The 26,345-nt window shown below is 46.6% G+C and carries 24 protein-coding genes; 15 read left to right on the plus strand and 9 right to left on the minus strand.

Features of this window, described 5'->3' with window-relative positions; translation table 11 throughout:
* Positions 1 to 64: 64 nt before the first annotated feature.
* The 3 genes from treR (at position 65) to nirD (ending at position 3,887) form a co-directional block, all read left to right on the plus strand.
* Positions 65 to 808 carry a trehalose operon repressor gene (gene treR / locus FKV70_RS17310; protein ID WP_063211369.1) on the plus strand — a complete coding sequence of 248 codons (744 nt, stop codon included), beginning with the start codon at positions 65 to 67 and terminating at the stop codon, positions 806 to 808.
* Positions 809 to 1,086: 278 nt separating this feature from the next.
* Positions 1,087 to 3,516: a nitrite reductase large subunit NirB gene (gene nirB, locus FKV70_RS17315; protein WP_142613619.1), complete on the plus strand. Its 2,430-nt coding sequence runs from the start codon at positions 1,087 to 1,089 to the stop codon at positions 3,514 to 3,516.
* 41 nt (positions 3,517 to 3,557) lie between these two features.
* Entirely contained in the window at positions 3,558 to 3,887 is a 330-nt protein-coding gene (gene nirD / locus FKV70_RS17320) for a nitrite reductase small subunit NirD (RefSeq protein WP_013369303.1), read from the plus strand.
* Positions 3,888 to 3,966: 79 nt separating this feature from the next.
* Here the strand turns inward: nirD and FKV70_RS27125 are convergent, their stop codons facing one another.
* From FKV70_RS27125 to FKV70_RS17350, 6 genes are all read right to left on the minus strand, one after another.
* Positions 3,967 to 4,272 carry an IS3 family transposase gene (locus tag FKV70_RS27125; RefSeq protein ID WP_142613620.1) on the minus strand — a complete coding sequence of 102 codons (306 nt, stop codon included), beginning with the start codon at positions 4,270 to 4,272 and terminating at the stop codon, positions 3,967 to 3,969.
* Positions 4,154 to 4,753, minus strand: coding sequence for an IS3 family transposase (locus tag FKV70_RS17330; protein WP_142613621.1), 600 nt, complete (start codon positions 4,751 to 4,753; stop codon positions 4,154 to 4,156). The genes FKV70_RS27125 and FKV70_RS17330 overlap by 119 nt, the downstream gene beginning before the upstream one ends.
* The gene (locus FKV70_RS17335) at positions 4,741 to 5,058 is read right to left on the minus strand and encodes a transposase (protein WP_244310777.1); all 318 of its coding nucleotides are present in this window, start codon (positions 5,056 to 5,058) and stop codon (positions 4,741 to 4,743) included. The genes FKV70_RS17330 and FKV70_RS17335 overlap by 13 nt, the downstream gene beginning before the upstream one ends.
* 105 nt (positions 5,059 to 5,163) lie before the next feature.
* Complete coding sequence (locus FKV70_RS17340) at positions 5,164 to 6,648, minus strand: exosporium glycoprotein BclB-related protein (RefSeq protein WP_142613622.1); 1,485 nt, start codon at positions 6,646 to 6,648, stop codon at positions 5,164 to 5,166.
* A gap of 212 nt (positions 6,649 to 6,860) precedes the next feature.
* On the minus strand, positions 6,861 to 10,751 hold the full coding sequence (locus tag FKV70_RS17345; protein ID WP_142613623.1) for an immunoglobulin-like domain-containing protein: 3,891 nt from the start codon (positions 10,749 to 10,751) through the stop codon (positions 6,861 to 6,863).
* A 48-nt stretch (positions 10,752 to 10,799) separates the two neighbouring features.
* Complete coding sequence (locus FKV70_RS17350) at positions 10,800 to 11,141, minus strand: phage tail protein (RefSeq protein WP_142613624.1); 342 nt, start codon at positions 11,139 to 11,141, stop codon at positions 10,800 to 10,802.
* A 239-nt stretch (positions 11,142 to 11,380) separates the two neighbouring features.
* Here FKV70_RS17350 and FKV70_RS17355 point away from each other — a divergent pair, with 239 nt between their 5' ends.
* The 3 genes from FKV70_RS17355 to FKV70_RS17365 are packed head-to-tail and all read left to right on the plus strand — an operon-like array spanning position 11,381 to position 15,394.
* Positions 11,381 to 13,081, plus strand: coding sequence for a spore germination protein (locus tag FKV70_RS17355; protein ID WP_425280364.1), 1,701 nt, complete (start codon positions 11,381 to 11,383; stop codon positions 13,079 to 13,081).
* A gap of 22 nt (positions 13,082 to 13,103) precedes the next feature.
* A complete protein-coding gene (locus FKV70_RS17360; RefSeq protein WP_142613626.1) occupies positions 13,104 to 14,198 on the plus strand; it encodes a GerAB/ArcD/ProY family transporter in 1,095 nt (364 codons plus the stop codon).
* Complete coding sequence (locus FKV70_RS17365) at positions 14,195 to 15,394, plus strand: Ger(x)C family spore germination protein (protein ID WP_142613627.1); 1,200 nt, start codon at positions 14,195 to 14,197, stop codon at positions 15,392 to 15,394. Before FKV70_RS17360 ends, FKV70_RS17365 begins: the two co-directional genes overlap by 4 nt.
* A 71-nt stretch (positions 15,395 to 15,465) precedes the next feature.
* Here the strand turns inward: FKV70_RS17365 and FKV70_RS17370 are convergent, their stop codons facing one another.
* Positions 15,466 to 16,017 (minus strand): PadR family transcriptional regulator, encoded by a 552-nt coding sequence (locus FKV70_RS17370; RefSeq protein WP_142613628.1) that lies wholly within the window; start codon positions 16,015 to 16,017, stop codon positions 15,466 to 15,468.
* Positions 16,018 to 16,178: 161 nt separating this feature from the next.
* Here FKV70_RS17370 and FKV70_RS17375 point away from each other — a divergent pair, with 161 nt between their 5' ends.
* A complete protein-coding gene (locus tag FKV70_RS17375) occupies positions 16,179 to 16,670 on the plus strand; it encodes a phenolic acid decarboxylase (protein WP_142613629.1) in 492 nt (163 codons plus the stop codon).
* Positions 16,671 to 16,764: 94 nt separating this feature from the next.
* On the opposite strand, the gene FKV70_RS17380 is transcribed toward FKV70_RS17375, so the two are convergent.
* Entirely contained in the window at positions 16,765 to 17,154 is a 390-nt protein-coding gene (locus FKV70_RS17380; protein WP_142613630.1) for a winged helix-turn-helix transcriptional regulator, read from the minus strand.
* A 163-nt stretch (positions 17,155 to 17,317) separates the two neighbouring features.
* The gene (locus FKV70_RS17385) at positions 17,318 to 18,661 is read right to left on the minus strand and encodes a glycoside hydrolase family 30 protein (RefSeq protein ID WP_142613631.1); all 1,344 of its coding nucleotides are present in this window, start codon (positions 18,659 to 18,661) and stop codon (positions 17,318 to 17,320) included.
* A gap of 224 nt (positions 18,662 to 18,885) precedes the next feature.
* On the opposite strand from FKV70_RS17385, the gene FKV70_RS17390 reads away from it, so the two are divergent.
* The 8 genes from FKV70_RS17390 (at position 18,886) to FKV70_RS17430 (ending at position 26,345) form a co-directional block, all read left to right on the plus strand.
* On the plus strand, positions 18,886 to 19,566 hold the full coding sequence (locus tag FKV70_RS17390) for a response regulator transcription factor (protein WP_142613632.1): 681 nt from the start codon (positions 18,886 to 18,888) through the stop codon (positions 19,564 to 19,566).
* Positions 19,563 to 21,332 (plus strand): sensor histidine kinase, encoded by a 1,770-nt coding sequence (locus tag FKV70_RS17395; RefSeq protein ID WP_142613633.1) that lies wholly within the window; start codon positions 19,563 to 19,565, stop codon positions 21,330 to 21,332. Before FKV70_RS17390 ends, FKV70_RS17395 begins: the two co-directional genes overlap by 4 nt.
* 23 nt (positions 21,333 to 21,355) lie before the next feature.
* Positions 21,356 to 21,865 (plus strand): CDP-diacylglycerol--serine O-phosphatidyltransferase, encoded by a 510-nt coding sequence (gene pssA / locus FKV70_RS17400; protein WP_142613634.1) that lies wholly within the window; start codon positions 21,356 to 21,358, stop codon positions 21,863 to 21,865.
* Positions 21,866 to 21,887: 22 nt separating this feature from the next.
* Positions 21,888 to 22,382 (plus strand): DedA family protein, encoded by a 495-nt coding sequence (locus FKV70_RS17405; protein WP_142613635.1) that lies wholly within the window; start codon positions 21,888 to 21,890, stop codon positions 22,380 to 22,382.
* A gap of 86 nt (positions 22,383 to 22,468) precedes the next feature.
* Positions 22,469 to 22,885, plus strand: a complete 417-nt coding sequence (psiE, locus tag FKV70_RS17410; protein ID WP_142613636.1) for a phosphate-starvation-inducible protein PsiE — start codon at positions 22,469 to 22,471, stop codon at positions 22,883 to 22,885.
* Positions 22,886 to 22,940: 55 nt separating this feature from the next.
* Positions 22,941 to 23,948 (plus strand): AI-2E family transporter, encoded by a 1,008-nt coding sequence (locus FKV70_RS17415; RefSeq protein ID WP_142613637.1) that lies wholly within the window; start codon positions 22,941 to 22,943, stop codon positions 23,946 to 23,948.
* A 144-nt stretch (positions 23,949 to 24,092) separates the two neighbouring features.
* Positions 24,093 to 24,653: an NADPH-dependent FMN reductase gene (locus FKV70_RS17420; protein ID WP_142613638.1), complete on the plus strand. Its 561-nt coding sequence runs from the start codon at positions 24,093 to 24,095 to the stop codon at positions 24,651 to 24,653.
* A gap of 519 nt (positions 24,654 to 25,172) precedes the next feature.
* Complete coding sequence (locus tag FKV70_RS17430) at positions 25,173 to 26,345, plus strand: radical SAM/SPASM domain-containing protein (protein WP_142613639.1); 1,173 nt, start codon at positions 25,173 to 25,175, stop codon at positions 26,343 to 26,345.

Raw genomic sequence — 26,345 nt, forward strand, 5'->3', positions numbered from 1 at the left:
CCTGCTAGCCTTTTTTAGTAACTTGGTCAGTGAAAGAATGCTACAATTAACGTGGTGATGAAAATTGACTAAGAATATATTTTTGCAAATTTATCAAGAATACTCGGGACGAATTCAGACAGGCGCATTGGCTCCAGGCTCGAAAATGCCCTCTGAAAATGAACTGGCCCGGGAGTATAACACTTCTCGTGAGACCGTGCGTAAGGCACTTCATTTGCTTGCACAAAATGGGTATATCCATAAAATAAAGGCCAAAGGATCTTTTGTTCTGGATATCGGACGGATGGATTTTCCGATAGGAGGATTGGTCAGTTTTAAAGAAATGTCTGAGCGGATTGGGCGCAAATCACAAACCATTGTTCATGAAAATCAGTTGATTCCCGTTCCAGATGATATAGCTGCTCATCTGGAGATTGACAAAGACAAGTATTGGGTCTGGAAAGTCATTCGTGCACGTGAAATTGAAGGTGAATGCGTCATACTGGATAAAGACTACTTTCGCTCAGACATTGTACCCGTGCTTACCGAGGACATTAGCCGGGAATCCATCTATGAATATCTGGAGGGAGAACTCCATCTTCCAATCAGTTATGCCAAAAAGGTCGTTTCTGTAGAAGATGCAGATGAAGAAGACCGTAGGCTGATGGACCTCCTGAACTATACTCATGTGGTTGTAGTACGTAACTATGTTTATCTGGAAGACACGACATTGTTCCAGTACACCGAATCAAGGCATCGGCTGGACAAATTTCAATTCGTCGATTTTGCCAGACGTTCCCACGGTGAAGAGAGAAAATCCGACTTTTAAGCTGACCCCACCCCTCTTCTTAAGAAGAGGGGTTCCTTTTTGACTTTCAGGGCAAATAGATTTGTTCGATGATACTTCTATCATTACCGACTCTTACCATTATCCCTTGAAGTGAAATAGGGAAAACCCTAATTATTTATAATTTTAACTACATTGTGATCCCAATCACATATAGACCTATCTGCTGTATTAAAATAGAAGCATAAACAGAATTTCATAGGAACGTAGGAGATGTCGTCGGATAGGGAGTATCGTCGAATGAATGGAGGAACCGGTATATGATAAACAGTAAACAAAAGCTTGTGATTATAGGGAACGGGATGGCTGGTATCAATACGGTCGAACAAATTTTAAAATTAACAGATAAGTACGAAATTACAGTTCTGGGGAGTGAACCGCATCCGAACTATAACAGGATCATGCTCTCTTATGTGCTGGAAGGTAGTAAAACAATAGATGATATCATACTGAACGATTTGCAATGGTATGCGGATCAAGGGATTACTTTATATACAGGAAAAATGGTTAAAAGCATCGACGGTGAGCACAAGAAGATTCACACCGAAGATGGACTGGAAATTGATTACGATGTGGCTTTGATTGCCACTGGTTCACAATCGTTTATTCTACCTATTCCGGGCAAAGAGTTACCAGGCGTCATTGGTTTCCGGGATATCGCAGATTGCTCGGCCATGCTGGAGGCGGCGAAGACCTATAAGAAGGCAGCTGTTATTGGTGGAGGTCTGTTGGGGCTGGAGGCAGCTAAAGGCTTGGTCAATCTCGGGATGGATGTTACGGTCGTTCATCTAATGGAAGATTTGATGGAACGTCAGTTGGACCGGGAAGCCTCTGCGATGTTGAAAGCAGAACTGGAACGCCAGGGAATCAAGTTTGCTATGCAAATGCAAACTGCGGAAGTGTACGGTCAAGATCGGGTACAAGGACTGCGCTTCTCGGATGGAAGCGAGCTGGAAGCAGATTTGGTTGTAATGGCCGTCGGGATTAAACCTAATATCCAGGTAGCTAAAGAAAGTGGTATGGAAACGAACCGCGGGATTGTGGTCGATGATTTCATGAGAACCTCCATGCCGGATGTATACGCTGTAGGGGAATGTGTTGAGCACCGTGGAATCTGCTACGGTCTGGTAGCTCCGCTGTTTGAACAGGGAAGTGTGATTGCCAAGCATTTGGCAGGCGTGGATACTGAAGGCTATGCAGGATCGGTAGTTTCCACCAAGCTTAAAATTTCAGGGGTAGATGTTTTCTCAGCTGGCGAATTCATAACCCAGCCTGAACATACGGCGATTGTAGCGAAGGATGAGTGGAAGCGAACATACAAAAAGATACTGCTTCGTGATAATAAAATTGTTGGTACTGTACTGTTCGGCGATGTGAGTGAATCTGCTAGTCTGCAAAAATATGTGCGTCAGCAAACGGAAATGACAGATGAGATCTATGGACAGATCATGGGTACTGGATGCGGCAATCACGGGGCGAAAACGTCATCCGTTGAAACCATGGCGGACGATGAAATTGTCTGCGGCTGTAACGGTGTGACTAAAAAGGCAATTGTGGAAGCAATCAATGAAAATGGACTAACCACCGTGGATGAAATTAAGGCATGTACTGGAGCTACGCGTTCTTGCGGAGGATGTAAGCCCGTTGTTGAGCAAATTTTGCAATATGTTCTTGGAGACAGCTTCAAAACATCAGCCAAGCAGGGAATATGTGGTTGCACAACCTTGAGCCGGGACGAGATTGTTGAAGCAATCAAAACCAAAGGGCTGACCACTACGCGTGAAGTGATGAATGTACTCGGCTGGCATAATGATGAAGGATGCTCCAAATGCCGTCCAGCGCTGAATTATTACTTGGGTATGATTAATCCTGATACTTATGAAAATGAGGGAGATTCCCGGTTTGTAAATGAGCGATTGCACGCGAACATTCAAAAGGATGGAACGTTTACAGTGGTGCCAAGAATGTACGGTGGTGTAACGACTCCAGAAGATTTGAAGAAAATAGCTGATGTATCGCTTAAATACAATGTAAAAGTTGTCAAAGTAACTGGGGGACAACGGCTGGATTTGATTGGTGTCCGTAAAGAAGATCTGCCTAAAGTGTGGGAAGAACTCGATATGCCTTCGGGATATGCGTACGCGAAGTCGCTTCGTACGGTGAAAACATGTGTTGGATCGCAATTTTGCCGTTTTGGTACACAGGACTCGATGGGCATGGGCGAAGTGCTGGAACGGAAATTCGAACGATTGGATTTCCCGGCAAAATTTAAATTAGCGGTTAATGGTTGTCCACGCAACTGTGCGGAATCATGTACGAAAGATATCGGAATCGTAGGCAACGATGGGGGCTGGGAGATCTTTATCGGTGGAAACGGCGGTATTAAAGCACGGTTGGCTGATTCACTCTGTAAAGTAAAAACCGACGCTGAACTGATTGATATTGTAGGAGCCGTGATGCAATTCTACCGCGAAACAGGGCAATATCTGGAACGTACCTCCGAGTGGGTGGAACGGATCGGTCTGGAAGAGGTTCAGAAGGCTGTCGTAAACGATACAGCTAATCGACAAGCTTTAGTAGAACGCGTTGAATTTGCATTACAACAGGTCGAAGACCCATGGAAAAAGATCATCCATGATGAGGATACACGCAAAAATCTATTTGAGGCTGTCACTCCGTCTATTGTGTAAAATTGCATCTAAAATGCCTGAGGAAGGAAGCGAGCAAGCAAATGATCAAGAATGCCGAATGGCTTGTTGTCGGTCATAGTAAGGATTTTCCGATCAGAATAGGACGCACTATCCACGTCAAAGGTGCTGAAATTGCTGTTTTCCGCACTTCGGAGAATAAGCTGTATGCTGTTGAAAATAGTAATCCTCACCCCAAAGGTGGTCCTCTTACAGAGGCAATAGTATCTGGTCATTATATTTATGATCCTTTGTATGACTGGAAAATTGATTTGCAAACAGGCCTCGTTCAAGAGCCTGACCATGGACAAATTAAAACGTTCGCCGTCTGTGAAGAGGGAGAAGTAGTGAAAATATCGCTTGAAACGGTTTAATTCCCTTGAGGGAATGCATAAAAAGGGCTCGACAGGAACAATGGTCATGACCCCATTTTGTAGACATTGAAAAAAGCCCCTAGGCGGCAAACTGGCGTCGGTACTCTATCGGCGCCAGTTTTTTTAGTTTTCGTTGTGGCCGTTTTCGGTTATAAAAACGAATATATTTCTCGATTTTGCTTTGTGCTTCGGTAACCGTTCGGATATGATAAGGGTAGAGTCCTTCCGTTTTGAGATGCGAGAAGAAACTCTCCAGCGAGGCATTGTCATAACAATTTCCTCGACGAGACATGCTGATTTGGGCGCCAACCATTGGGTAGCATGTCCTGGTAAGCGTCTTTCTGCTTAGCAAACGCTTTGCTGAATGTGCGGAGCACGAGTTCATTGTCGTTGCGTTCGCTGATTTCGTAAGCCACGATCTCGTTATTAAACAGATCCTTGATTGCCGATAGATATACCCAGCGCTCTCCAACACGATACTGGGTAATGTCAGTTACCCATTTCTGATTAGGCTTTTCCGCAGTGAAATTCCGTTTCAGGCGGTTCTCTGCTACACGCTGAGCAGGGGCATACGAACTTATGAAGCGTCGTTTGCGACGAATTCGGGATTGAATACCGAGCATTTGCATAAGACGAAGCACCTTCTTGTGGTTCATCCAAATTCCATGATCTTGCCAAAGGAACAACTGAAGCTGCCGATAGCCATATTTCCCTTCGTATCGCTGATAAATTTGAAGCACCTGTTTCTTTGCCTTTGCATCGCGATCTTTTCGTTTACGTTTTAAATAGGCGTAATACCCACTTCGGGACACACCAAACACGTGAGAGAGTTTCTGAATATCTCCGTATGCGGCTACCTTTTCCATGATCTGATATCTCTCTTGTTTGCTTCCTCCTTCCAGGCTACTAAGCACTTTTTTAGCAACTCATTCTCCCGTTTCAGGTTTTGCACATACCGATCCTGACTCACATATTGCTTCCGACGTCCCCGTCCATCTAGAAGTCCATACTCTCCCCGCTCTCTAAATTTCCTCATCCACTTTTTCACACGATCTGCATCCTGAATCTCCAAGTGCTCCGTGATTCGGCGATATGTCCATTTCTCTTCGATGTGAAGGCGAATCGCCTCTTTTTTCAGTGCAATTGAATAGGTCTTAAACTTTTGTCCCATAAAAATACACCCCCTAGAATTTCATCGGCTAAACCCGGGGGTTTTTCCAATGTCTATTCTAAGGGGTGCACTTCAACAATTCTGCGGGGCCCTTTTTGTTTTGGATCAGGTAATAGTGACACCTGCACTTGCGTAACCCACCACGGTATTGACGAGGGAGGCACCTGTCGCAGTGGCAGAGAAAACCATAAGCAGACGGGTTTGCGCGGTTACGGGGATAGCCAATCCAGTAGCAATCCCACTAGAAGTCGTTCCTAAAGCAATATTGCCAGTCAGTGGAGGGGTCAATGTAGCGCCAGCTCCGGGAACAGCTATAAAGGTGTTATTAGGTGTTGGGGAACTGAACAACTGGGCAGTGATGCTTATAGATGAACCGGCGAGGTTTAGTGCAACCGTATTGCTGAAATATCCGGCAATGGATGTGATCACACCATCCCGTGGAACGGAGAAAGCAAAGTTAATAAGTGGTCCTACAAGTGTACCTGTGAGGTCAATGGTTCCACTTACGAGGCTTATCCCTGTTGCCGAGCTTCCAAAGCCGATTAAACTTGTAGTTCCAACTAGCCCGCCGGCAACGGTCGTCAAAATTGCCGGTCCACCCGAAGCGAACGGAATGATTGCTCCCGAGCCTGTGGCTCCAGTAACGCCTGTGGCTCCGATAGCTCCGTCAGCACCTGTTGCCCCCGTGGCGCCAGCAGGCCCGGCCGCACCAACCGCGCCTGGCAGGCCATCAGCGCCAGTCGGTCCTGTGGGCCCAGCAGGCCCGGCCGCACCAACCGCGCCTGGCAGGCCATCAGCGCCAGTCGTTCCTGTGGGCCCAGCAGGCCCGGCCGCACCAACCGCGCCTGGCAGGCCATCAGCGCCAGTCGGTCCGGTGGCTCCAACTGGCCCGACCAAGCCATCTGCGCCCGTAGCGCCTGTGGCGCCTGTCACACCCCCGGCAGGTCCAGCAGGCCCCTCAGGTCCAGCGGCCCCGATAGGACCTGCGGCTCCGACAGGCCCGGCAGGTCCGGCGGGACCCACAGGTCCAGCGGGTCCCGGTGGCCCAGCAGGTCCGGCAGGACCTTCAGCTCCGGCAGGTCCAGCTGCCCCTACAGGCCCAGGGAGCCCGGGAGGCCCTTGTGGGCCGGGATTCCCTGATAAATACGGTTTACTTAATGCGTTGCTAACTGTCGTTCCCGCAGTTCTGATGGCACGGATTAAACTGTCTTTAAGCGTTGGATTGAGGGATTCCTGTAAAACGATGGACAATAGGGCATCCAGCAGTTGCTGTAATGTAGTCCCTACGCTGATCGGGGAGAAAGGCTTGGCTTCTAAAGCTACAATAGCAAGCTCCAAGGCTGCCAGTAAATCTGCCTTTCCCCCACCCCTAAGTCTCAAGCTTTTCGTCAGAGCCAGCAATTGCCTTAAAAGCTGTTGTAATAAAGATACATTAGCTGCAGAAGGGTTTGCGAATAGAAGGGGGACGATCGAGGTTAATTCATTAATAAGCTTGAGAAGCGCTTCGATATTTCTATTTGCTCTTGTGGGTCTGCGATCTTCGTCTTTTTTTGAAGATCCACTGAACCTGAACGATCTTTTATGTTTCATGCTCAAATATCTCCTCCTCATTCTTCCTGCTGTAGAGGTGACAGATGGTTAATCGCCCCGTTTTGCTGATATTCATAATATATTTATGGAAGTAAAAAGGGTGAATGCACAAGCATCGCTTTATAAAATATCGATAACAAAACGCGGTCCCCAAATAGCTTGGGACCGCGCTTTCATGTGTAGTCTATTAGATTTATACGTGTTCAACAGCTTTATTTGAAAATACGTACCAGCAATTCAGCCATCTCGCCTCTGCTAATGGCGGTTTTCGGTTTGAGCGTTCCATCAGGATAACCGCTGATCCAACCCGAACCTATGGCATTTTCGAATGCTGTGGAGGACCAGGAAGAAATCTGCTGATTATCCTTGTAGGATTGCAATCCTGTAGGGCCGGAAACAGATGTCTGATTCTGCATCACATATGACAGGATCACCATCGCCTGTTCACGGGTAAGGCTCTCATCAGGCCCGAACGTCTGGGCGGTTAGTCCTTGAATCCATCCCTGACGGTGTGCAGTTTCCACGGCTGATCCAGCCCAGTGTCCCTTCATATCTGTAAATGAGGTAGACGGGCTCTCGTCTCCAGTTGTTCCTAAAGCTCTAATCAATACGGCTACAAATTCTGCCCGGCTTACCGCACGTTCAGGGCGCATGTTGCCGTCTTTATAGCCCTGCATCCAGCCTTTGGCTGCAAGAGATTGTAGGGACTTCGCTGCCCAGTGATCTTGTAGGTCTGGCCATACCTGAGCTGGCTCTTGCGAGTCTGACGAAAGGATGGGGTCATTTTGTGCATGGGTCTGATCCATCTGAGACGCATCCGTAGAAACGGCAACGGCAAAGGTACCTAACCGAGGTGTATTCACACTCACTCCCGATAAAATTCCTTGTGCATTCATCACAGAAGTGCCTTTTAGAACCTCATGCTCACCATTTTCATACCTCACAAGAACGGAGAATTGGGGTTTCAGATTCTGCAATTCACTTGAGGATTCGCTATCCAGCGGCAGAACGATGGACGCAGTCCCTGTCACGGTACCTTTAATTTCTACAGCCTGCCCGATCAGCTTTAGATTGGATTGCTGTTCAGCCCAATCGCGGAATTGCTGATCTGCCTGCTGGAATGATAGGGTGACGTCTTGCTGGCCTGAAGCGCCCATACTGGCTAGCGTGTCACTCGATAGCATCAGTGTTCCATATCGAGAGATCACCGAGGCTCCAATCCGATCCCATTTATTCAGTACAGAATGAGTCAGGAGAATACGACTCAATTGCTTTTCCTGCTCCAAGCGAATATCAGCGTATGCCTTGCCCTCGCGAAGTGCTTGTTGGATCTGTTCGTCCAGAAATGCCGCCGAAGGAACAAAGAGGGAGACCGTTTTTCCTTGTTCGGAGAATTCTAAATGTTGTTCGGCAGTAGACAGATCCTGCTCCTCAGTTTTATCTTTATTAGACTTGCCAGTATCCACACTCACTTTGGCGGGGACGGTGACTTCCATGGCTTGTGTTAAAGCATGAGAACCATCGCTTACCTTCATCACATCCAGTATGACAGTTACAATGGAAGGAGTATCTGCTTTAAAAATAGTCCCGTCCGTACGCACGATGTCTGGCTGACTGCTACTGCTAATGGCCACAAGGAAGCCATCAGGTACAGCAGGCAACCTAAGCAATGTATCACTTGTTGTAGGGGCAGGTATGCTTGTGATGGAATCCGCAACACGCTGTGCAGTTAAGCCTTGCGGATACACTAGCCTAGAAGGAGCGCTCTTCATGCCGTTTGGGCTCTGCAGTACATAATAGCTGGTTCCCTCGAATACAGGTGAAAATATATATTTTCCCTCACTCGAAGCGATTCCTTCCGCTATAAGCTCCTGCTGAGCATTGTATAGCTCAAGCCGGGCGCGCGGTAAAGCACCTGTAACAATCACAGAGGCGATATCCTCATTGCCTGCTCTGGCCACAACAGCACGGGGCAGCACGTTTATACGGCGTTCTGCTGGCTCTGCCGTCCAGCCTCCATTATCGCTATAAGCATAGTTTAATACGTATTCGCCAGGTACGTTGGTATCGACATTGCCGGTACCTGAAAGTTCGGGAATCAGAATATTGCCGTATACGCTGTCCAGTACACTGGCTCCCGGATCAGTGAAGGTGTCGCCAGTTTCCAGCACAATTGGATTATTGCCGTTCAATCGTACATAAGGTGTATTCGGCAAAGCTTTCAGCACGGTAATCGTGAATGTTCTTTGGACAGAAGCTATACCTTTAGAAATCATAGCAATTAACTGTACATTCTTATCACCGTCAGTATATTTAGGCCGATTTACCTGACCGCTGTCACTGAGGATATCCGGTTGATCCGAGGACCAGTCGATTCGGGTGTCGAATGCCCCTGTACGAGGCAGGGCGATAGAATCCTTAATCCCTTGCGGGTAATCCAGATTTAGTGTATTTGCCGCCAAATTCACTGCCTCATCAGCACTTACAGGTAATGCGGCTACGAGCAGGCTAAAGGTTTTTCGAAGCTCCACTCCGCCTCTTGACACAACCGCTTCAAGCGTGATGTTCTGATCGCCCTGTACGTAGGTCGGGAAGGTGACATGTCCAGTATGATCCAGGAACTGCGGCTGGCTCGACGACCATGACACCTGAACACCATTCAAAGCATCTTTGGGCAAATATACGTCTCCGGTTACTGTCGTGATCGGCAGTTCAAGTGCTTTATATGCTGCATCCACGGCTTCCGTGTCGCTCATCGGCAGACGGAGTACGTGTGCAGTAAAATCCTTTGTTTTCGTTAAGCCTGCAAGTTGCAGGGTAGCCGTTAGGGTAACATCCGTATCTCCACTACTATAGGAAGGTCTGGTGAGTGTTCCATCTACTTCAATGACAAGAGGTTTGGACGAGGACCATTCGATCTGCACTCCACCATAACCGGATAAAGGGAGTGATACATTGTCTTGTACCGCAGACAAATCACCCAGCGATAGGGCATCTGCTGCTTGATTTAATGTATCTTGAGCAGTCATCTTCGAAACGGTAACTTCAAAAGTTTGGGTATCCGAGGCGGTTCCTTTTGTAATCGTTGCTGTCAGTTTTACCTTTTGATCACCCAGATCGTACCGCGGGCGTATTACAGTTCCTTCGTTCGTAATGACGGCAGGAGTATCCGAACTCCAGCTCACCGTCGCATCATTCAACCCCGTGAGTGGCAATGTCAGCTTTTGGGATACTGAATCCACTGTGTCTCCAGGGGAGAAGCCTAAAGCAAGGGCGGCTTTGGCCTGTGCGACTTTCTCGGCATCGGTCAGAATGTTCACTTTAACCTCGGAGGAAGTGCTCTCCCCCTTAGCATTCACAGCCTGAACGGTGTAGACTGCTTCACCTGGTGGCAATGCTGAAGTGTCTTTGAACTGGGTTAAGTTGCCTGTATAGAGCGTTATACCATCACGCACGACTTTGTAGGAAGTTGCATAAGGAACGGCATCCCAGCTTAACTCTACCGTATTTCCATTTTTAGTACCTGTAAAATGACCCGGAGCCTGGGGTACGGGTAATTGCTCCCCATAGGCTGCGAACTCCATGATGGAAGCCCATTGATTGTTTCTGGCATTTCCTTGGTCAATATATAATCGCAGATATCGTGCAGTTACAGGAGTGATGCTCTTTTGAAGATTAGAACTCCCGTTATTCTGCACGGTATCCACAGTCACCCAATTACTGCCGTTGCTGCTCGTCTGTAATCGGAAACTGTACGGATCACGTTGATCGTTCCACCCGTAATGGACCCCCATACCTGTAACAACGTATCGATCTACGATATACCAGTCTCTCAAATCTACCTGGATCCATTTCTCGCTATTGCTCGCCTGATACCAGCGACTTGTTGGTTCAATTGATCCATCCACAGCCTTGGAGGGATCATAGGGCTGGGTGTAACCGCTGGATGTAGTTGGTTTGTTAAGCACTACATTTTCCCAACCGGCAGCATGGGCTTCATTCGTCCCTATAAGCAAGAACGCACCGCCGATCAACGGCATAAGTGGGACCAGCACACGGTAGGGGTTTAATTTATTGCGTGTGAAGTTATTGCCTTCGAGCACGCTATCACCTCTTCTTCGTTAAATAACACACCATTGAACGTATTCATATTATGGGCGGGACGGGTATAGCCCTTCGGTAGAAATGTAATAATCTACATTCGGCATCGGAGAAGCTCCGCGCAAGTCAGGCAATGCAAATGTACGCACTCCATCACCGCCAAAATTATTGCCGAGTAGACTGTATAATGCTGAATACTGAGCAATGGGCAACAGCTGGCCCTCGCATTTTAGCCAGCCCTTAGGAGCGAACGTGTACGGGTACATCGTAATTTCCCCCATATAAGGCTCGGACGATGCTTTAGCCTGTTTGGGACTGATCGCCGTTCCTCCTAACAAAATCACCGCCAGCAGACTCAATACGGCGGCTTTTTTCCAAAAATGATTCTTCATACCTACAACTCCTTTTAGATTCGAATAATGGACCACGAATTCAACAAATTTGTGACATTAGTCATAGAATGAATAGATATTATCATGGATTTCCATTTTTGCAATACAGCTCATCTATCAAATTCACCTTTTTATTCCTTTTATGAGTAAAGAAATTTGTTCCATCTGCCTCATCTTTCATGCATCTTTTTTCTAATCCAGGTAAATCTATATACAAATCGGGTGGAATTCAAGGAGGAATGAATGTGTGGAAGGCAATCATACAACACATGCCCAATTGGACTGTGTGGATCGAGGCCTTATTTTTGTTCCTTGTGCCTTTGCTTATCTTCTTGGCGGTACAGCTAATCAAAAATTTGGATGGCCGGGAAAGTAGACGCAGGGAGCGATTGAAGCTGCTGGAGGAACAGGATCGTTCGAAACATGCAGATCAGAATACCCTTGCAGAAGAGAAGCAAGGGGAAGCCTTTACCGCAGACTACCAAGCTAATGTGGATAAAATGAGACAAGCAGCCACGGATATGGCGGACGTGAATGAACGCCCTATTTTTTTAGGGAATTTGGATGCTGCATGTACCCTTTTTTTTGTGGACGGCTTAACGGACAAGGTGGGTATGGATCAGAACATTTTAAAGCCGCTGATGGATTGGGGGAGATCCGAGCAAAAGGACAAGGAGCTTGCACGAGGAGAAGCGCTTCGAGATATGATTATTCGCCAGGTCATGCTCGTGTCGGAGACGGAATGTACGTACGATGTACAGTTCGCTTTGCGAAAGGTGTTGTTTGGTTCAGTGATCCTCATCGTTGAAGGTATACGGGGCGCTTTTGTGCTGGGTACACCCAAGGGGAATAATCGAGCAGTTGAAGAGCCTGTATCAGAGTCTGTGCTGCGAGGACCGCGAATCGGTTTTACGGAGACACTCAGCGATAACACGGCAATGCTTCGTAGACATGGGGAAAGTACGGAACTGGCGATGTTATCCTTTAAAGTCGGTAAAAGAGTGGGGAAGCAACTAATGGTGGTGTATTTCAGAGATATCGCTGATTCTGAGCTTGTAGATGAGGTAAAGCGGCGGATTATGACTATTGATATGGATGAGGTGCTGGAGTCGGGCTATGTAGAACAGCTTATCGAGGATAATTTTCTTAGCCCGTTTGTGCATATTCAGAATACAGAGAGACCGGATCGGGTCATGGCCGCGTTGCTGGAGGGACGTGTGGCAATTCTGCTGGATGGCACGCCCTTTGCGCTCATTGTGCCCGTCACGTACGGGATGATGTTCCAGTCTCCTGAAGATTACTATGAACGATGGATACCGGGGTCGCTGATTCGATCTCTTCGCTTCCTGGCAACTTCGTTATCTTTGTTCACCCCGGCTCTCTATATTTCCTTTATCTCGTTTCATCCCGGACTGATTCCGACCAAGCTGGTCATTTCCATTATTAGTGCAAGACAGGGAGTTCCCTTTTCCACGCTTATTGAAGCGCTGATAATGGAGATTGCCATCGAGATTTTGCGGGAAGCGGGGATTCGGCTGCCCAAACCCATTGGTCCGGCCATGGGGATTGTCGGCGGTCTGATTATTGGACAGGCAGCTGTCAATGCCGGGATTGTAAGCCCGATTCTGGTTATTGTGGTAGCAATTACAGCCATCTCTTCTTTTACTACACCTGTATACAGTGCCGGCATTTCCATGCGTATTCTCCGTTTTGCAGTCATGTTCGCGGCAGCCCTCTTCGGGTTGTATGGAGTCATCATGTGTTTTCTGATGCTTAGTATTCATCTGGCTAAATTGCAAAGCTTTGGCGTTCCGTTCCTTAGTCTGATGGCCCCCCGTTCGTTGAAGGACTGGAAGGATTTCCTCCTGCGGGCACCGTTTCAGTTTATGAAAAATAGACCCATTTTTTTAAAGCATAAAGACCCGAAGCGACGAGGATGAGTTCAATATAGGAGGGGACAGAATGGCTCGCGGAAAAAAAATGGACCATATTACAACATTGCAAACGACGGCAATTGTAGTTAGCTTTATGCTGGCTGCCGGATTGCTTACCCTGCCGAGAGTAGCAGTTGAAGTTGCAAAAACACCGGATGTGTGGATATCTATCATTTTAGCCGGGGCTGCAAACTTTCTGCTCGGATGGATCATTATTAAACTGAGTCAGCGATTTCCCGACAGTACATTTTACCAGTACGTTCAACAAATAACAGGCAAGGGCATTGGAAAAGGAATTGGCGTGGTGATCGTCATTTATTTTGTTTGTATTGCTGCATACGAAATTCGGTCGGTAGAAGAGGTAACGGCGTTTTTTCTGCTTGAAGGGACCCCGGCATGGGCCATTTCAGCCCCTTTTATGTGGGTCTCCTTGTATTTGTGTATGGGGGGGATAGGTGTATTAGGGAGGATATGCCAAGTTATTTTTCCGATTACGGCAGCGATCTTTTTGTTGATTTGCTTACTGGGACTCAATGTTTTTGAATTGAATAACTTGCGTCCTGTTCTATCAGAGGGTGTGATGCCAGTACTTAAAACGATTAAGGCGACTGCCCTGACCTTAACAGGAGTTGAGTGTCTGCTTATCGTGCTTTGCCGTATGGAAAAACCGGAAAAGGCAACCAAGGCGATCGGATGGGCGCTTGGAATTGCGGTCAGTTTTTATACAGCCACCTTGATCCTGTGCATTGGGGCCTTTTCAGTGGAAGGAGTCGTGACTAGAACTTGGCCTTTTCTGGATTTGGCCCGTAGCTTTGAGGTGGAGTATCTCGTACTTGAAAGGTTTGAATCCCTATTATTGTCCATCTGGATTATGCAAATTTTCAACACTTTCAGTATCGGTTTATATTGCGCATCGATCGGGGTGTCGCAGATTTTGAATGTCTCTTATGCCAAGGTTCTGTTTTTCTTGCTCCCGTTCATTTACCTTATATCCCAAATACCCAGAAACCTCAATGAGTTGTTTTCTTTTGGAACGATCCTGGGGAATGGAGCTTTCCTTTTGTTCTCACTGCTTCCCTTGCCATTGCTGTTGATTTCTCGCTGGAGAGGATTAGGGTCATGAAGAGCGTTCGATTTGGAATATTTGGAATGGCAGTTATCCTGATATGCAGTACACTTTCAGGCTGTTGGAGTAGCTCTCCGGTGGAGGATTTGAACCTGGAGACAGGTATTGCTATGGATGTGGCAGAGCCTTCTCCGCAAGAAGAGCAAATCAAACAGAAAGGAGGCGATTATCCGAGAAAAGAGGTAATTACGGGAACCTTTCAATTTATCATTCCAGAGGAAAGCGGAGGCTCCGACAGGTCTTCTTCACAAAAAAAAAAATTTTTCAATATTACGGAAACGGGGGATTCTGTTTTTGAAATCATAAGAGAAATTGCATTACGGACCAACCGCCCTCCTATCGGATATCATTTGAAAACCGTTATTATCAGCTCCAGTCTGCTTCGAAAGATTCCGATTTATGAGCTGCTTAACTTTTTTTTAAGCGATAATGACATCCGGCCGAGCGTCCAGCTGCTGATTAGTACGGATAAGGCAGGTGATGCGCTTCAGGAGAGCATCCCGGGCCAAATCCCGGCTTATGTCTTAAAGGATGTCTTTGTAAGCCGCAAACGAAATTCGCGGCTGGCAAAGCCGATGGCATTGGCCAAAGTGATCGGACCGATGAGGGCCAAAAGCAGTTTTATTCTGCCTAATGTCATTACGGGAGAGAAGGGAATCAAGCTGGCGGGTGCGGGAGTTATCAAGGGAAAGACGCAAACCTACGGTGGTTTTCTGAATGAATCTGAGGTCGAAGGGCTCATGTGGATGAGAGGAGAACTGAGCGGGGGGACATTGAAGGCGATTGATCCCAAGACTAGGAAAAATATCGTATACGAAATCAAAAAGGCGAAAAGCAGCATTAAGGCCACCGTACAAGGGGGGGACATATCCTTTCGCGTACGAATGACTTCAGAGGGACGGCTTTCGGAAAGTTTTAGTCTAAATGAAGATTTGGGCAGTAACCGGCTGCTTGGGAAACAAGAGAGTATTTTACAGGAGAAAGTCAACTCATTAGCAGAACAAACCGTAGCCAAAATGCATGCACTGCGGGCTGATGTTGGGGGCTTCGGAGAAGCCCTGCGAATTCAGCATCCTCAAGTATGGCGCAGGGTCAAAGCGGATTGGGATAATACCTTTAGCACGATTCCGGTACAGGTCAGCACGGATATTCACATTGAAGACTATGGAGCCTCCAAGATACGGGCGGAATAATAGTATAACAAAAGCAGCCATTTCGCTGGCAGGGGACAATCCTGCTTTGCTGAAATGGCTTTTTGCAATTACTATTCTTCAAACAAGGCCAGTGTTTCTTTCAGCCATATAATATAGCTTTCTTCCCGGTTAATGGCACGACTCAGCACCAAATAATGACCGAATTGACCAGAGCCGGGCACATGAAGGTTCTCGTCCAGCCGTTGGAGGGACTTTTTACTTTCGTACAAATATTCCAGTTTTTCTTCACGTTTGACTATCTGATCCTCGAACAAGCGCTTGCTTTCTTCCTTGGGGATGGCTGCTGAGAAATATAGCATGAGCATAAACTCATCCTTTTCGGTTTCCGGCAGCTCTTTAGGGCTTAGCAGCCAATCAGTCAGCTCCTGGGTTCCTTTGGCAGTAATGCAGTACAGCTTTTTTTCCAACTTGGCTCCTGTAATGGAGGTGCGATATTCAATAAGTCCCTCGTCAGTCAGCCTTTTGAGCTCGGGATAAATCTGACTGTGCTTGGCACTCCAAAATTGGCCGATTTCCTGCTTGAATTGGCTCGTAATATCGTAGCCGCTCATTTCCTCTTTGTGAACCAGACCCAAAATGGCATATTTTAATGTGCGTTTCAACGTAGTGCTCCTCGCAATGGGTATTTGACAATAGTATATCACAGCGTTACAATTTGTATGTAACTAAAAACATGTTTATATTTACATGTTTAAATGAATTGTTTATTGTTTTGGTGTCTTGTTCAATTCACAAACTCATAATAAGGAAAGAAGGATGCAAGATGGACAAGTTTATCGGCAGTCACATGATTTACACCTATGAGAATGGTTGGGAGTACGAAATATATATTAAAAATGAGGATACGATTGATTATCGCATTCATAGCGGCATGGTCGGTGGACGCTGGGTACGTGATCAGAAGGTCAATCTGGTGAAGCTGGTAGAGAATGTGTATAAAGTATCGTGGACCGAACCGACAGGCACCGACGTTTCCTTGAACTTCATGCCTGAGGAAAAACGAATGCATGGTATTATTTTCTTCCCTAAATGGGTTCATGAGCATCCGGAAATCACGGTGCGCTACCAAAATGATTTTATTCCACTGATGGAGGAATCACGTGAAAAATATGAAACCTATCCGAAGTATGTGGTTCCTGAATTTGCAGATATTACCTTTGTCGAAAATGCAGGTGTGAACAACGAAAAATTGATTTCCCAAGCACCTTATGCTGGAATGACAGACGATATTCGTGCAGGGAAGCTGCAAATGTAATCGAACATTGCTGATGAACATAAAAAAGCCTGGGCTGTGATGAACAGTCCAGACTTTTTTTACGTTTATTGGAGAGTGAATTGATCATGAGGGATCACACGGTTGTGACTTCCTGAACCGCTTCTTCTTCTTTCCAGATCACGTTCTCGCGATAGTTAGATCCCCAATCGTACATCGCTTTCAGTACCGGAATTAAGCTTTCTCCATGCTCCGTGAGCGAATATTCCACATGTGGAGGAACGACGGGATAGACTTTACGCAGAATGAGTTGATCTTCTTCCAGCTCGCGTAATTGGTTAGTCAGCATTTTTTGCGTAATATGGGGAATCAGCTTCTTCAGTTCACCGAACCGCTTGGTGCCCTCCATACCCAGATGCCACAAAATAATCAGCTTCCATTTGCCACCGATGACCGCGAGGGTCAATTCTTTATCACAATTAATCAGCTTCAAATCAATCCGGTCTTTTACAGTTGTGATGTTCATCGACCTCCTGTCCGTAGTTATTCCAAGTATACTATGTATAACGACAGTTTCGCAAAAGGAGATACATCCATTTTGGAAACTAAGCATACGTTTGGATACGGATCGATTGAAATCACAATCTGATGATGTGCACCAGTTGGAAGCTTCCAGAAATCTACGATGGTTAAGCAGAAATAACAATGGTGTTAAAGGACTCGGGCTCCAGCTCCAAACGGTGCGTTGTTTCTCCGGCAGACAGATTCAGCACACGAGATTCCTTGAACGGGTTAGCGATGACGAGAACTCTTTGCCCGTCTGTATTTTGAAAGGCAACCGCATTTCCAGCCCAGGAACCTCGAATTCCAATTCGTCTGGCCCCTGGTAATACAAAATGAGAAAAGTGCTTCATCACGTAATATTCCGGGTTCAAAAGAGGTTTTCGATCCGCTGGATCAACGGTGATCATCGAATTTTGCTCCCAGCCCCATGTGCTCTTGCCTTTCGGCTCCAAAATCATATTCCAGTAAATATAAGCGTTCACCCCATTGGTGAAGTAGTGCTGATACAGGTTATACACATATTTGGCGTAGTCCCAAGAGTTTTCTCCGTTCCCGCATTCATTTTCGGTTTGCATGTAACGCAGCTCAGGATAGCTGGATACGGTGCGCTGAATGGCATGTTTGCCTGCCCACTGGTAGCCTACCCCTTTAATATATTTGTAGGCCTCAGGGTCACTCAACACGGTGTGGGCATATTCATCAAATCCGGTCGACGTCTTTTTCGTTAATTCCTCCCACGGATCAGGGGCGTTAATGGTACCCAGCCAAATTTCCGTATCCAATCCGTGCTCCTCAAAAGCAGGACCCAAATAATCGCGAATAAATTCACGCAGCTGCTCCCCGGTCCATACACAGGAAGGAAATTTTTGATCGGCAATAACTTCATTTTGAACATGAACCTGATGAATGGTAATACCTGCCTCGCGGTATGCCTGAACAAATTTGACAAAGTATAATGCATACGCTTTTAAAATATCCTTTTCCCAGCGCAGCGTTCCGTAATTGTAGGCTTTGGGTGATTTCATCCATGTCGGTGGGCTCCAGGGTGAGGCGAACAGCTTCAAGTCCGGATTGAGCTGTAACGCTTCACGGATAAAAGGTATGAGATATTGCTGATCGCGCTCAATGGAAAAGTGCTTCATCTCCATGTCGCCATCCGTTTCATTGTGACTGTACCATTCCAGCGCGTAGTCACTCGCTCCAATAGGAAGACGGCATATTGTGAATTTGTGCTCGCCCTCCGGGTGAAAGAGAGCATGAAGCACCTGAGCTCGTTTTTCGCTGTCCAAATGATTCAGGGCCACATAGCCCAATTCATTAAAACAGCCGCCAAAGCCTTCTACAAGCTGGTATGTTTCTCCCGTAAGGGTTAGGTTGGCACTCTCCTGGGTTTCGGTCAAATGATGGGCTAGGGATTGCCAAGCATCAGCTTGGGAAGTGGAAAACCACTGAATGGTTGGATTGTTCATATGTTACCCTCCTGTTCAGGCTTTTTGTTTCTCTACATATTATAGGGTAGGATCATAGGGGAAGAGATGGTCTGAACCAAGACAAATTTGCCCTAATCCAAGGTGGAATTTGCGGATGAGAAGTTTTTGTAGATTAAGAAGTGTTAAGAACACATAAAGTACACATAAAGTACACATCTCTTTGATAAGCTATGGTCCTAGAATGACCGAAAGAGGGAAGTCGATTGAATAAAAGAGTTCTTCTCGTGGAGGATGAAATACGTATTCGTGAAGTCATTGCGGATTATTTTAAACAAAATCATTGGGAAGTCTATGAAGCAGGTAATGGAAAAGATGCGCTCCTCTGGTTTGAATCGGTTGAGCCGGACCTGATCATACTCGATATTATGATGCCTGAGCTGGATGGTTGGGAAGTATGCCGTCAGGTACGCAGCCGTTCAGGGGTGCCGATTATTTTGCTAACGGCCAAATCCGGGGATGATGATAAAATATTGGGCTTTGAGCTGGGGGCAGATGACTACGTGACCAAGCCTTTCAGCCCCAAGGTGCTGATTGCCCGCGCGAACGCCCTGATGAAACGGGTGGAGGGACATGTACAGCCGGAGTCGCATATTTTGCGGTTCGGCAACGCTATGCTCAACACGATGGCTCATCGGCTTGAGGTGGAGCAGGCAGAAGTTGAGCTGACGCCAAAGGAGTATGAGTTGCTGCGGCTGCTTATACATAATAAAGGCATTGTTGTTTCACGGGATGCCATACTGAACCGGGTATGGGGGATCGATTTTGAAGGGGATACACGAGTTGTTGATACGCATATCAAAAAGCTGAGAAGTAAGCTGGGACGTGAATCACGCCATATCCGCACGGTGTTTGGCACAGGCTACAGGTTTGAGGAGGAAGAATGAACAAACGGGGAGTTACCTTTAAGTTGTTCATTATGACGGTTGTATTTTTCCTGTGTTTTTACGGCATGGTGATTTTAAGTCAGTTGCTGTTTTTTGAAAATTTTTATCAGCAGCAGAAGATTGGGCGTGTGGAAAGCCGCTTGCAAAGCTTCGCTCAAAGTTATGTCCAGGAGGCCTGGGGATCGGGCAAGGTTTCGCGTGAGGCGGCTCGTTTTATGCTTCAAAATAAAAACCAGTTGGCGATTGTAACGCTGGACGGCAAGGTAAAGCTGGATGATGCGTTTCATATCAATCTCAGAAAAGCTGATGGTAAAATCGTTAAAATATCGCTGTCCTTGTTTATGAATGAGTACGGAGATGAGCTGAGAGCTGCCCGGATTCAGCCTGGTGATCAAGTCACTGTGGAGGGTGATGTGCTGGGAACCGATGGCATCTCTTCTGCCAATTTTATTTATCCAACAGGCATACAGAAGCTTGGTTTCAAAAAAATAGGATCGACCTCGGAAGAGACAGGCACAGATAACGGTGTAAGGTTGTCCGGTACGGTGACAGAGATTGTACTGCCGGATCTGAAAACCTGGAGTCAGCGACAAGGTTTACTGTTTAGTGCGCTGGAGGAATGGTTTCCTTTATCCCAGGATCATCTGAGGAGGCTTAAAAATTTTGAGGTGTTGGAGGAAGAGTGGACGGAACCTTGGACAGGGGTACGCAATGCAGTTATCGTCCATCCCGTTCGTCAGAGCACAGGCGAGATTGATCTCCTGTTCACTGTGACGTCATTGCAGGAAATCAGTGAGACGAATGAGGCTTTACGCTGGTTTTATCTGTACCTGGGGATCGGCGGATTTGCACTCATTTTGATTTTGTCCCTGTTCTATTCCCGAATGGTAACCCGTCCGCTCATTACTTTGAATAATACCGCCAAGCGGATGGCCAAGCTCGATTTTACAGCCCATACACCAATTCGGCAAAATGATGAGCTGGGCAGTCTGTCCTACAGCATGTATACCCTGTCCCAGAACCTGGACACAGCTTTACGCGAGCTTCAGGAGGCTAATCAGCAATTGGTCGAGGACATGGAACAGAAGCAGCGGATGGAGGCTGTGCAACAAGACTTTTTTGCCAATGCTTCTCATGAACTGAAAACCCCGCTAAGTATCATCAAAGGATTTGCGGAAGGACTACAAGATGGGGTTAGCGCCGGGAAGCAGGATCATTATATGAAAGTCATTGTAGAGGAAGCGGACAAAATGGAGCGATTGGTCAAGGATATGCTGGACCTTGCCAAATTGGAATCTGGAACCCTTAAGCTTCGCAAGGCGACCTTCATCTTGAGTGAGCTAGTGGAGGAGGTCGTGGATAAGCTCTTCCACCTGTTGAAGGAGAAGAAGCTGGAAGTGGTCATTATTCCTGCCAATGAGCTGCCGATTCATGCCGATATAGCATGGATGGAACAGGTGATTATCAACTTTGTTGTCAACGCCATACGGCATGCCGAGGAAGGAAGCTCCATCACGATTCGTATCGAAGGTTATGGGGAAGTCAATACGTTTTCCATCGAAAATAAGGGCGAGACTATCCCGGACGATCAGCTAGAGCTGATCTGGAATCGTTTCTACCGGGCTGAGCTGTCTCGTAGCCGCCAGACAGGTGGGACAGGACTCGGGCTGTCGATTGTTAAACGGATTCTGGATTTACATGAATTCCGCTATAAGGCGGAGAATACCAAGGACGGCGTCCGTTTTGTCGTTATATTCGGAGGCTAAGTTATGGCAAAGGAGTTAACGAAATGAAATGGAATTGGTTGCCCTCGCTTTGCACGCTTGCAAATCTGGGGGCCGGGGTCCTATCCCTGTATTTTACGATTCATGAGCAATATATGACCGCCTTTACCCTCGTAGTGGTGGCTGCCTTATGGGATGTACTGGATGGTTTGCTGGCCAGGCTGCTGCATTGCTCCAGTGATTTTGGCAAGCAGCTTGATTCGCTGGCGGATGTGGTCTCATTTGGAGTTGCTCCTGCCTTTCTAATCTTGCTGTACAGGCTCGGTGATACTCATTGGATAGGACCGTTTGTAGCTGTGTTGTTTGTGATATGCGGTGCGGTGAGGTTGGCGAGATTCAACCTGATGGCTTTTAGCAAAGGTTTTGTGGGTATGCCCATAACGGCTGCGGGTGTGATTTTGTCCCTTGTGTTTTTATGGAGTGAGCATTTGAAGCCGGAGTTGTTGCTGGTACTCATGGTAGTGCTGTCATTCCTGATGGTTAGCCGTATTCCCTTCCCGTCCTTCAAAAAATAATCGGTCAGGAGGTGGCGTTCCTATGGAATGGGCCATCAGCATGATTACACAATACGGATATATCGCTATTTTTGCACTTCTTGCCCTTGGAATTATTGGGCTGCCTGTTCCTGATGAAATTATTATGGTGTTTGTCGGCTATCTATCCTCTATCATGGTACTGAATTATTCCGTATCTATATTAGTGAGTTTCATTGGAGCAATGACCGGGATGATGATCAGTTACACGCTAGGCAAAAAGCTGGGGCAGCCGCTCGTAGATAAGCACGGCAAGTGGGTAGGACTGACACCGAAGCGGTTTGCACGGGTAAAGGGCTGGTTTGCGCGTTTCGGATTGTGGACCATTTTGTTCGGTTACTTTATTCCAGGAGTCAGACATGCAACAAGCTATTTGTCAGGGCTGAGTGCGATGCCTGTCCGAAAATATATGCTGGTGGCCAGCGCTGGTTCTCTGGTATGGACACTGATTTTTATCTCGATTGGTTATGTTGCCGGAGCGAATATAAACTTTCAGTAAGGTAGCCGCAAAAGTAATGTAGCATTTTTCACGTATTGCGCCGATAATATATAAAAGAACCTGTACAACCAGTGAGGGGATCTGTATTGAATGTATTAATGAAGTATATTAAAAAGTTACCTGTTTTTTTGCAAATGATCTTGAATATCTCGCTGTTTTTAGTCGGATTGGTTCTAAGCTTCTTACTTCTAAAAGAAACATGGTCCATATTTTCATATGTGTTCTTGTATACAGAAGCCGACAAAAATTACTATGAATTCACGGAAGAGCTGCTTGTATTTTTCTTGTATTTTGAATTCATTGCATTAATCGTTAAGTACTTTAAAACCAATTTTCATTTTCCATTACGTTATTTCATCTATATTGGGATTACGGCCGTCATCAGGCTCATTATTGTGGACCATGATGATGCTCAAAATACATTCTGGTGGTCCATTGCTATCCTAGTCATGGTAGGTTCTCTATTAATTGCTAACAGTAAATTGTTAAAGAGAGAAAGTTAATGCCGGGGAAGATTGCAAGGGTGACAGTCAAGTAGGAGAGAGGGAATAAAGACGAATGGTAAGAAACTGGATGAATCATGCAGGCGTCAGGCGGGGAGCTGTTCTTGCGATAATCGTTTTACTGCTCTTCATGTTAAGAAGCATGATGAATATTATTTTGTTAACACTGCTGCTTACGATCCTGATTGGCAGTATATATAACGGTGTGAACAAGCTGATCAAGCGGTTCGCCAATGTGCCGCCTATGATCGTGCTGCTGCTGGTATACGGGTTGCTGATCCTGATTATCGTGTGGGGAGTGTATCGAATGGTGCCGCTAATCAGCGTACAGGTCAAGCAGGTATATCTAATGATTCAGCAGGCGTATATGTATCCGGACCGTAACCAATGGAATGAAACGATTATTGAATTTATGGACACGCTCAATGTTCAGCGGTTATTTGAGCCTGGCTGGAATGCGGTAATGAAAATCAGCCAGCTGGGAACACAACTGCTGGTATCGATTATTTTGAGCTTGTTCTTCCTGATGGAAAAGTCCTATATTACACGCTTTACAGCTACGTTTGCGGATAGTAAGCTGGGTTGGTTCTTCAAGGAAGTGGGTCATTTTGGGCGCATGTTTCTGGGAACCTTCGGGAAGGTGCTGGAAGCTCAACTGTTGATTTCACTCATCAACTGTATATTGACGACAACAGCTCTCTGGATTATGGGCTTCCCCAATCTGCTCGGCCTCGCGCTCATTATATTCCTGTTGGGATTGGTGCCCGTGGCGGGTGTGTTCATTTCCCTGATCCCGCTCGGTCTGATTGCGTTTAGCGTCGGGGGAATCAATTATGTGATTTATTTGGTTATTCTAATCGTGGTGATTCATGCGATTGAAGCCTATTTCCTGAACCCGAAACTGATGTCATCCAAAACCAATTTACCGATCTTCTTCACCTTTGTTGTATTGATTTTCTCTGAGCACCTGATTGGGGTGTGGGGGTTGATTGTAGGTATCCCGTTGTTTGTTTTCTTCCTTGACCTGATCGGGGTACAACGCAAACAAGAGAAGGATACCTAATATAGTACTACACGATGCGAATATAATAATGATTATGGATGCTTGATCACAAATGCCTGCGAAGCCGCAGGCATTTTTTTGATTTTCCTGGCGTTGACTGTAGTACACTGAGTATCAAGATTAGATCAAGTTAAAAGAAACGAGATGATATGTATGGAACAGAAGATTAAGATATTGGCTATATCGGGGAGTCTTCGTCAAAAGTCTTCCAATACCGCACTTATGAAGGCTACTATTGGACTGGCTTCTGAAAATATAACATTCACGGTATATGACGGTTTGGGGAACCTGCCCCATTTTAATCCTGACTTGGATGTAGAGGAGGGACCAGCTTCCGTAAGAGAACTTCGGGAGCAATTGAAACAAGCTGATGGAGTGCTGATCTGTACGCCCGAATATGGGAATGGTGTGCCAGGTGCTTTGAAAAATGCCTTGGATTGGCTCGTATCTTCAGGTGAATTTGTAAATAAGCCCACAGCAGTCATTAGCGCCTCACCGTCCCCTATGGGTGGCAACCTGGCTCATGCTTCGCTGCTGCTCACATTGCAAATGATCAACGCAGAGATTGTGGAAAATGGAAAGGTCATTATTCCACATATCACATTAAAGCTGAATCAAGAAGGCATCATTACAAATGCTGAAACCAGACAGGAGCTGGAAGCATTACTTCAGGGGCTTGAGCAAGCATGCAGAGGACAGGTATAGGAAAATCCAGAGTATATCCTTCATCATAGAAGGATATGCTCTTTTTTCGGATGGCCACCTACTTCGTATTCAACGGCAGGTATTCATCAGTTTTCTAAATGTTAGTTGTGTCCAACAAACTCTCATAGACCTTTAATCGGTAGATTTTTCTGCATATCGCGTTGCATGGAAGACATCATCTCCGGCCTTAAGGAATCCATCGTTTTTAGCGTATGAGCTTCCATTTCTGAATGAATAGCAAAGTCCACCTAGCACTTTTTCAGCTATAAGAAAAAATCATTTCAGCCACGGCCTTTTTGATACCCGCAGCATTGCGGGTAAATGTACCTAAAAGCGATACTCATATCGCTACTTCGGAAGCATAAGCTCTAATAAGACGCCGTCAGGCGCTTCTTCTTATTGCAGACCCAAGCATTAATGCGGCGCAAGAGCAAGATAATAGCGCATATCCTTATTCTCACAAGTTATTTTAAGATAAAAAGAACGGGTATCTAATTATAGGGAGATGAGGGTACGGAAATGATTAATGTAACGAAACTACTTACTGGTATGAAGGGAGAAGGCGATGACCTTCGTTATACCATTAAGCCGGGACACAAACCGCATGGCGTTTCCGCCGGCAGAGGGCCTGTCGTCGTATGGAATTCGACACGGGCTTGCAACTTAACCTGTAAACATTGTTATGCGAATGCCTGTCCTGCCCACGATCCCGATGAAATGTCGACGGAGGAAGCTAAGGGGTTTATTGATAATCTGGCCGCCTTCCAGGTGCCGGTACTGCTTTTTTCCGGTGGAGAGCCTCTGATCCGCAAAGATATTTATGAGCTGATTTCTTATGCGTCAAGCAAAGGACTTCGGCCGGTAGTATCGACCAATGGCACATTGATTACCATGGACAGAGCGAAGATGCTAAAAGAAGCAGGGGTTAAATATGTCGGTGTAAGCCTGGATGGGCTGGAAGAGCGCCATGATGAATTTCGCGGGCGAAAAGGAGCCTTTAAGCAGGCGCTCCAGGGTATCCGAAACTGCTTGGCCATCGGCCAGAAGGTAGGGGTCCGGTTCACGATCAGCAGACATACATATGAAGACTTGGATGGAGTCCTTGATTTGATCGAGCGGGAAAATATCCCTCGAGCCTGCTTCTACCATCTCGTCTATTCCGGCCGCGGGAGCGCTCTGCAGCAAGAGGATGTTACCCATGAACAATCCCGGCATGCTCTTGACCGGATTATGGCTAAAGCGATGGACCTGTATGGCAAAGGCCAACCGGTGGAATTGCTCACCGTTGATAATCATGCGGATGGCGTTTACTTATACCAGCGGATGATGGAGCACGACCCGGAGCGCGCGGCAGAACTGCTTGGCTTGCTTCAGAGAAACGGCGGCAACCGTTCTGGAATAGCCATCGGCTGCGTGGATTGGCACGGCAACGTCTATCCCGATCAGTTCACGAGAGATATCGAAATCGGCAATATCCGCAAGCAGAAATTCAGCGAGATTTGGCGTGATGCCGCTCATCCGCTAATGGTCGGCCTGCGCGACCGTAAATCGCTGCTAAAGGGACGCTGTAGAGAATGCAATTGGCTGGATATCTGTAACGGGAATTTCCGAGCCCGGGCTTCGGTAAGCGGTGATTTCTGGGCGGAGGACCCATCCTGTTATTTAAGTGACCGTGAAATTGGAATCGTATAA

The sequence above is a fragment of the Paenibacillus ottowii genome, from assembly GCF_006874425.1.
In the GTDB taxonomy this organism is placed as follows: Bacteria; Bacillota; Bacilli; order Paenibacillales; family Paenibacillaceae; genus Paenibacillus; species Paenibacillus ottowii.

Bases quoted from the DNA above. Each gene is read 5' to 3' on its own strand.
- nirB (WP_142613619.1), top strand. From the start codon at position 1,087: ATGATAAACAGTAAACAAAAGCTTGTGATTATAGGGAACGGGATGGCT.
- nirD (WP_013369303.1), top strand. From the start codon at position 3,558: ATGATCAAGAATGCCGAATGGCTTGTTGTCGGTCATAGTAAGGATTTT.
- FKV70_RS27125 (WP_142613620.1), bottom strand. From the start codon at position 4,272: ATGAACTCGTGCTCCGCACATTCAGCAAAGCGTTTGCTAAGCAGAAAG.
- FKV70_RS17330 (WP_142613621.1), bottom strand. From the start codon at position 4,753: ATGGAAAAGGTAGCCGCATACGGAGATATTCAGAAACTCTCTCACGTG.
- FKV70_RS17335 (WP_244310777.1), bottom strand. From the start codon at position 5,058: ATGGGACAAAAGTTTAAGACCTATTCAATTGCACTGAAAAAAGAGGCG.
- FKV70_RS17340 (WP_142613622.1), bottom strand. From the start codon at position 6,648: ATGAAACATAAAAGATCGTTCAGGTTCAGTGGATCTTCAAAAAAAGAC.
- FKV70_RS17350 (WP_142613624.1), bottom strand. From the start codon at position 11,141: ATGAAGAATCATTTTTGGAAAAAAGCCGCCGTATTGAGTCTGCTGGCG.
- FKV70_RS17355 (WP_425280364.1), top strand. From the start codon at position 11,381: ATGAATGTGTGGAAGGCAATCATACAACACATGCCCAATTGGACTGTG.
- FKV70_RS17360 (WP_142613626.1), top strand. From the start codon at position 13,104: ATGGCTCGCGGAAAAAAAATGGACCATATTACAACATTGCAAACGACG.
- FKV70_RS17365 (WP_142613627.1), top strand. From the start codon at position 14,195: ATGAAGAGCGTTCGATTTGGAATATTTGGAATGGCAGTTATCCTGATA.
- FKV70_RS17375 (WP_142613629.1), top strand. From the start codon at position 16,179: ATGGACAAGTTTATCGGCAGTCACATGATTTACACCTATGAGAATGGT.
- FKV70_RS17380 (WP_142613630.1), bottom strand. From the start codon at position 17,154: ATGAACATCACAACTGTAAAAGACCGGATTGATTTGAAGCTGATTAAT.
- FKV70_RS17385 (WP_142613631.1), bottom strand. From the start codon at position 18,661: ATGAACAATCCAACCATTCAGTGGTTTTCCACTTCCCAAGCTGATGCT.
- FKV70_RS17395 (WP_142613633.1), top strand. From the start codon at position 19,563: ATGAACAAACGGGGAGTTACCTTTAAGTTGTTCATTATGACGGTTGTA.
- pssA (WP_142613634.1), top strand. From the start codon at position 21,356: ATGAAATGGAATTGGTTGCCCTCGCTTTGCACGCTTGCAAATCTGGGG.
- FKV70_RS17405 (WP_142613635.1), top strand. From the start codon at position 21,888: ATGGAATGGGCCATCAGCATGATTACACAATACGGATATATCGCTATT.
- FKV70_RS17415 (WP_142613637.1), top strand. From the start codon at position 22,941: ATGGTAAGAAACTGGATGAATCATGCAGGCGTCAGGCGGGGAGCTGTT.
- FKV70_RS17420 (WP_142613638.1), top strand. From the start codon at position 24,093: ATGATATGTATGGAACAGAAGATTAAGATATTGGCTATATCGGGGAGT.
- FKV70_RS17430 (WP_142613639.1), top strand. From the start codon at position 25,173: ATGATTAATGTAACGAAACTACTTACTGGTATGAAGGGAGAAGGCGAT.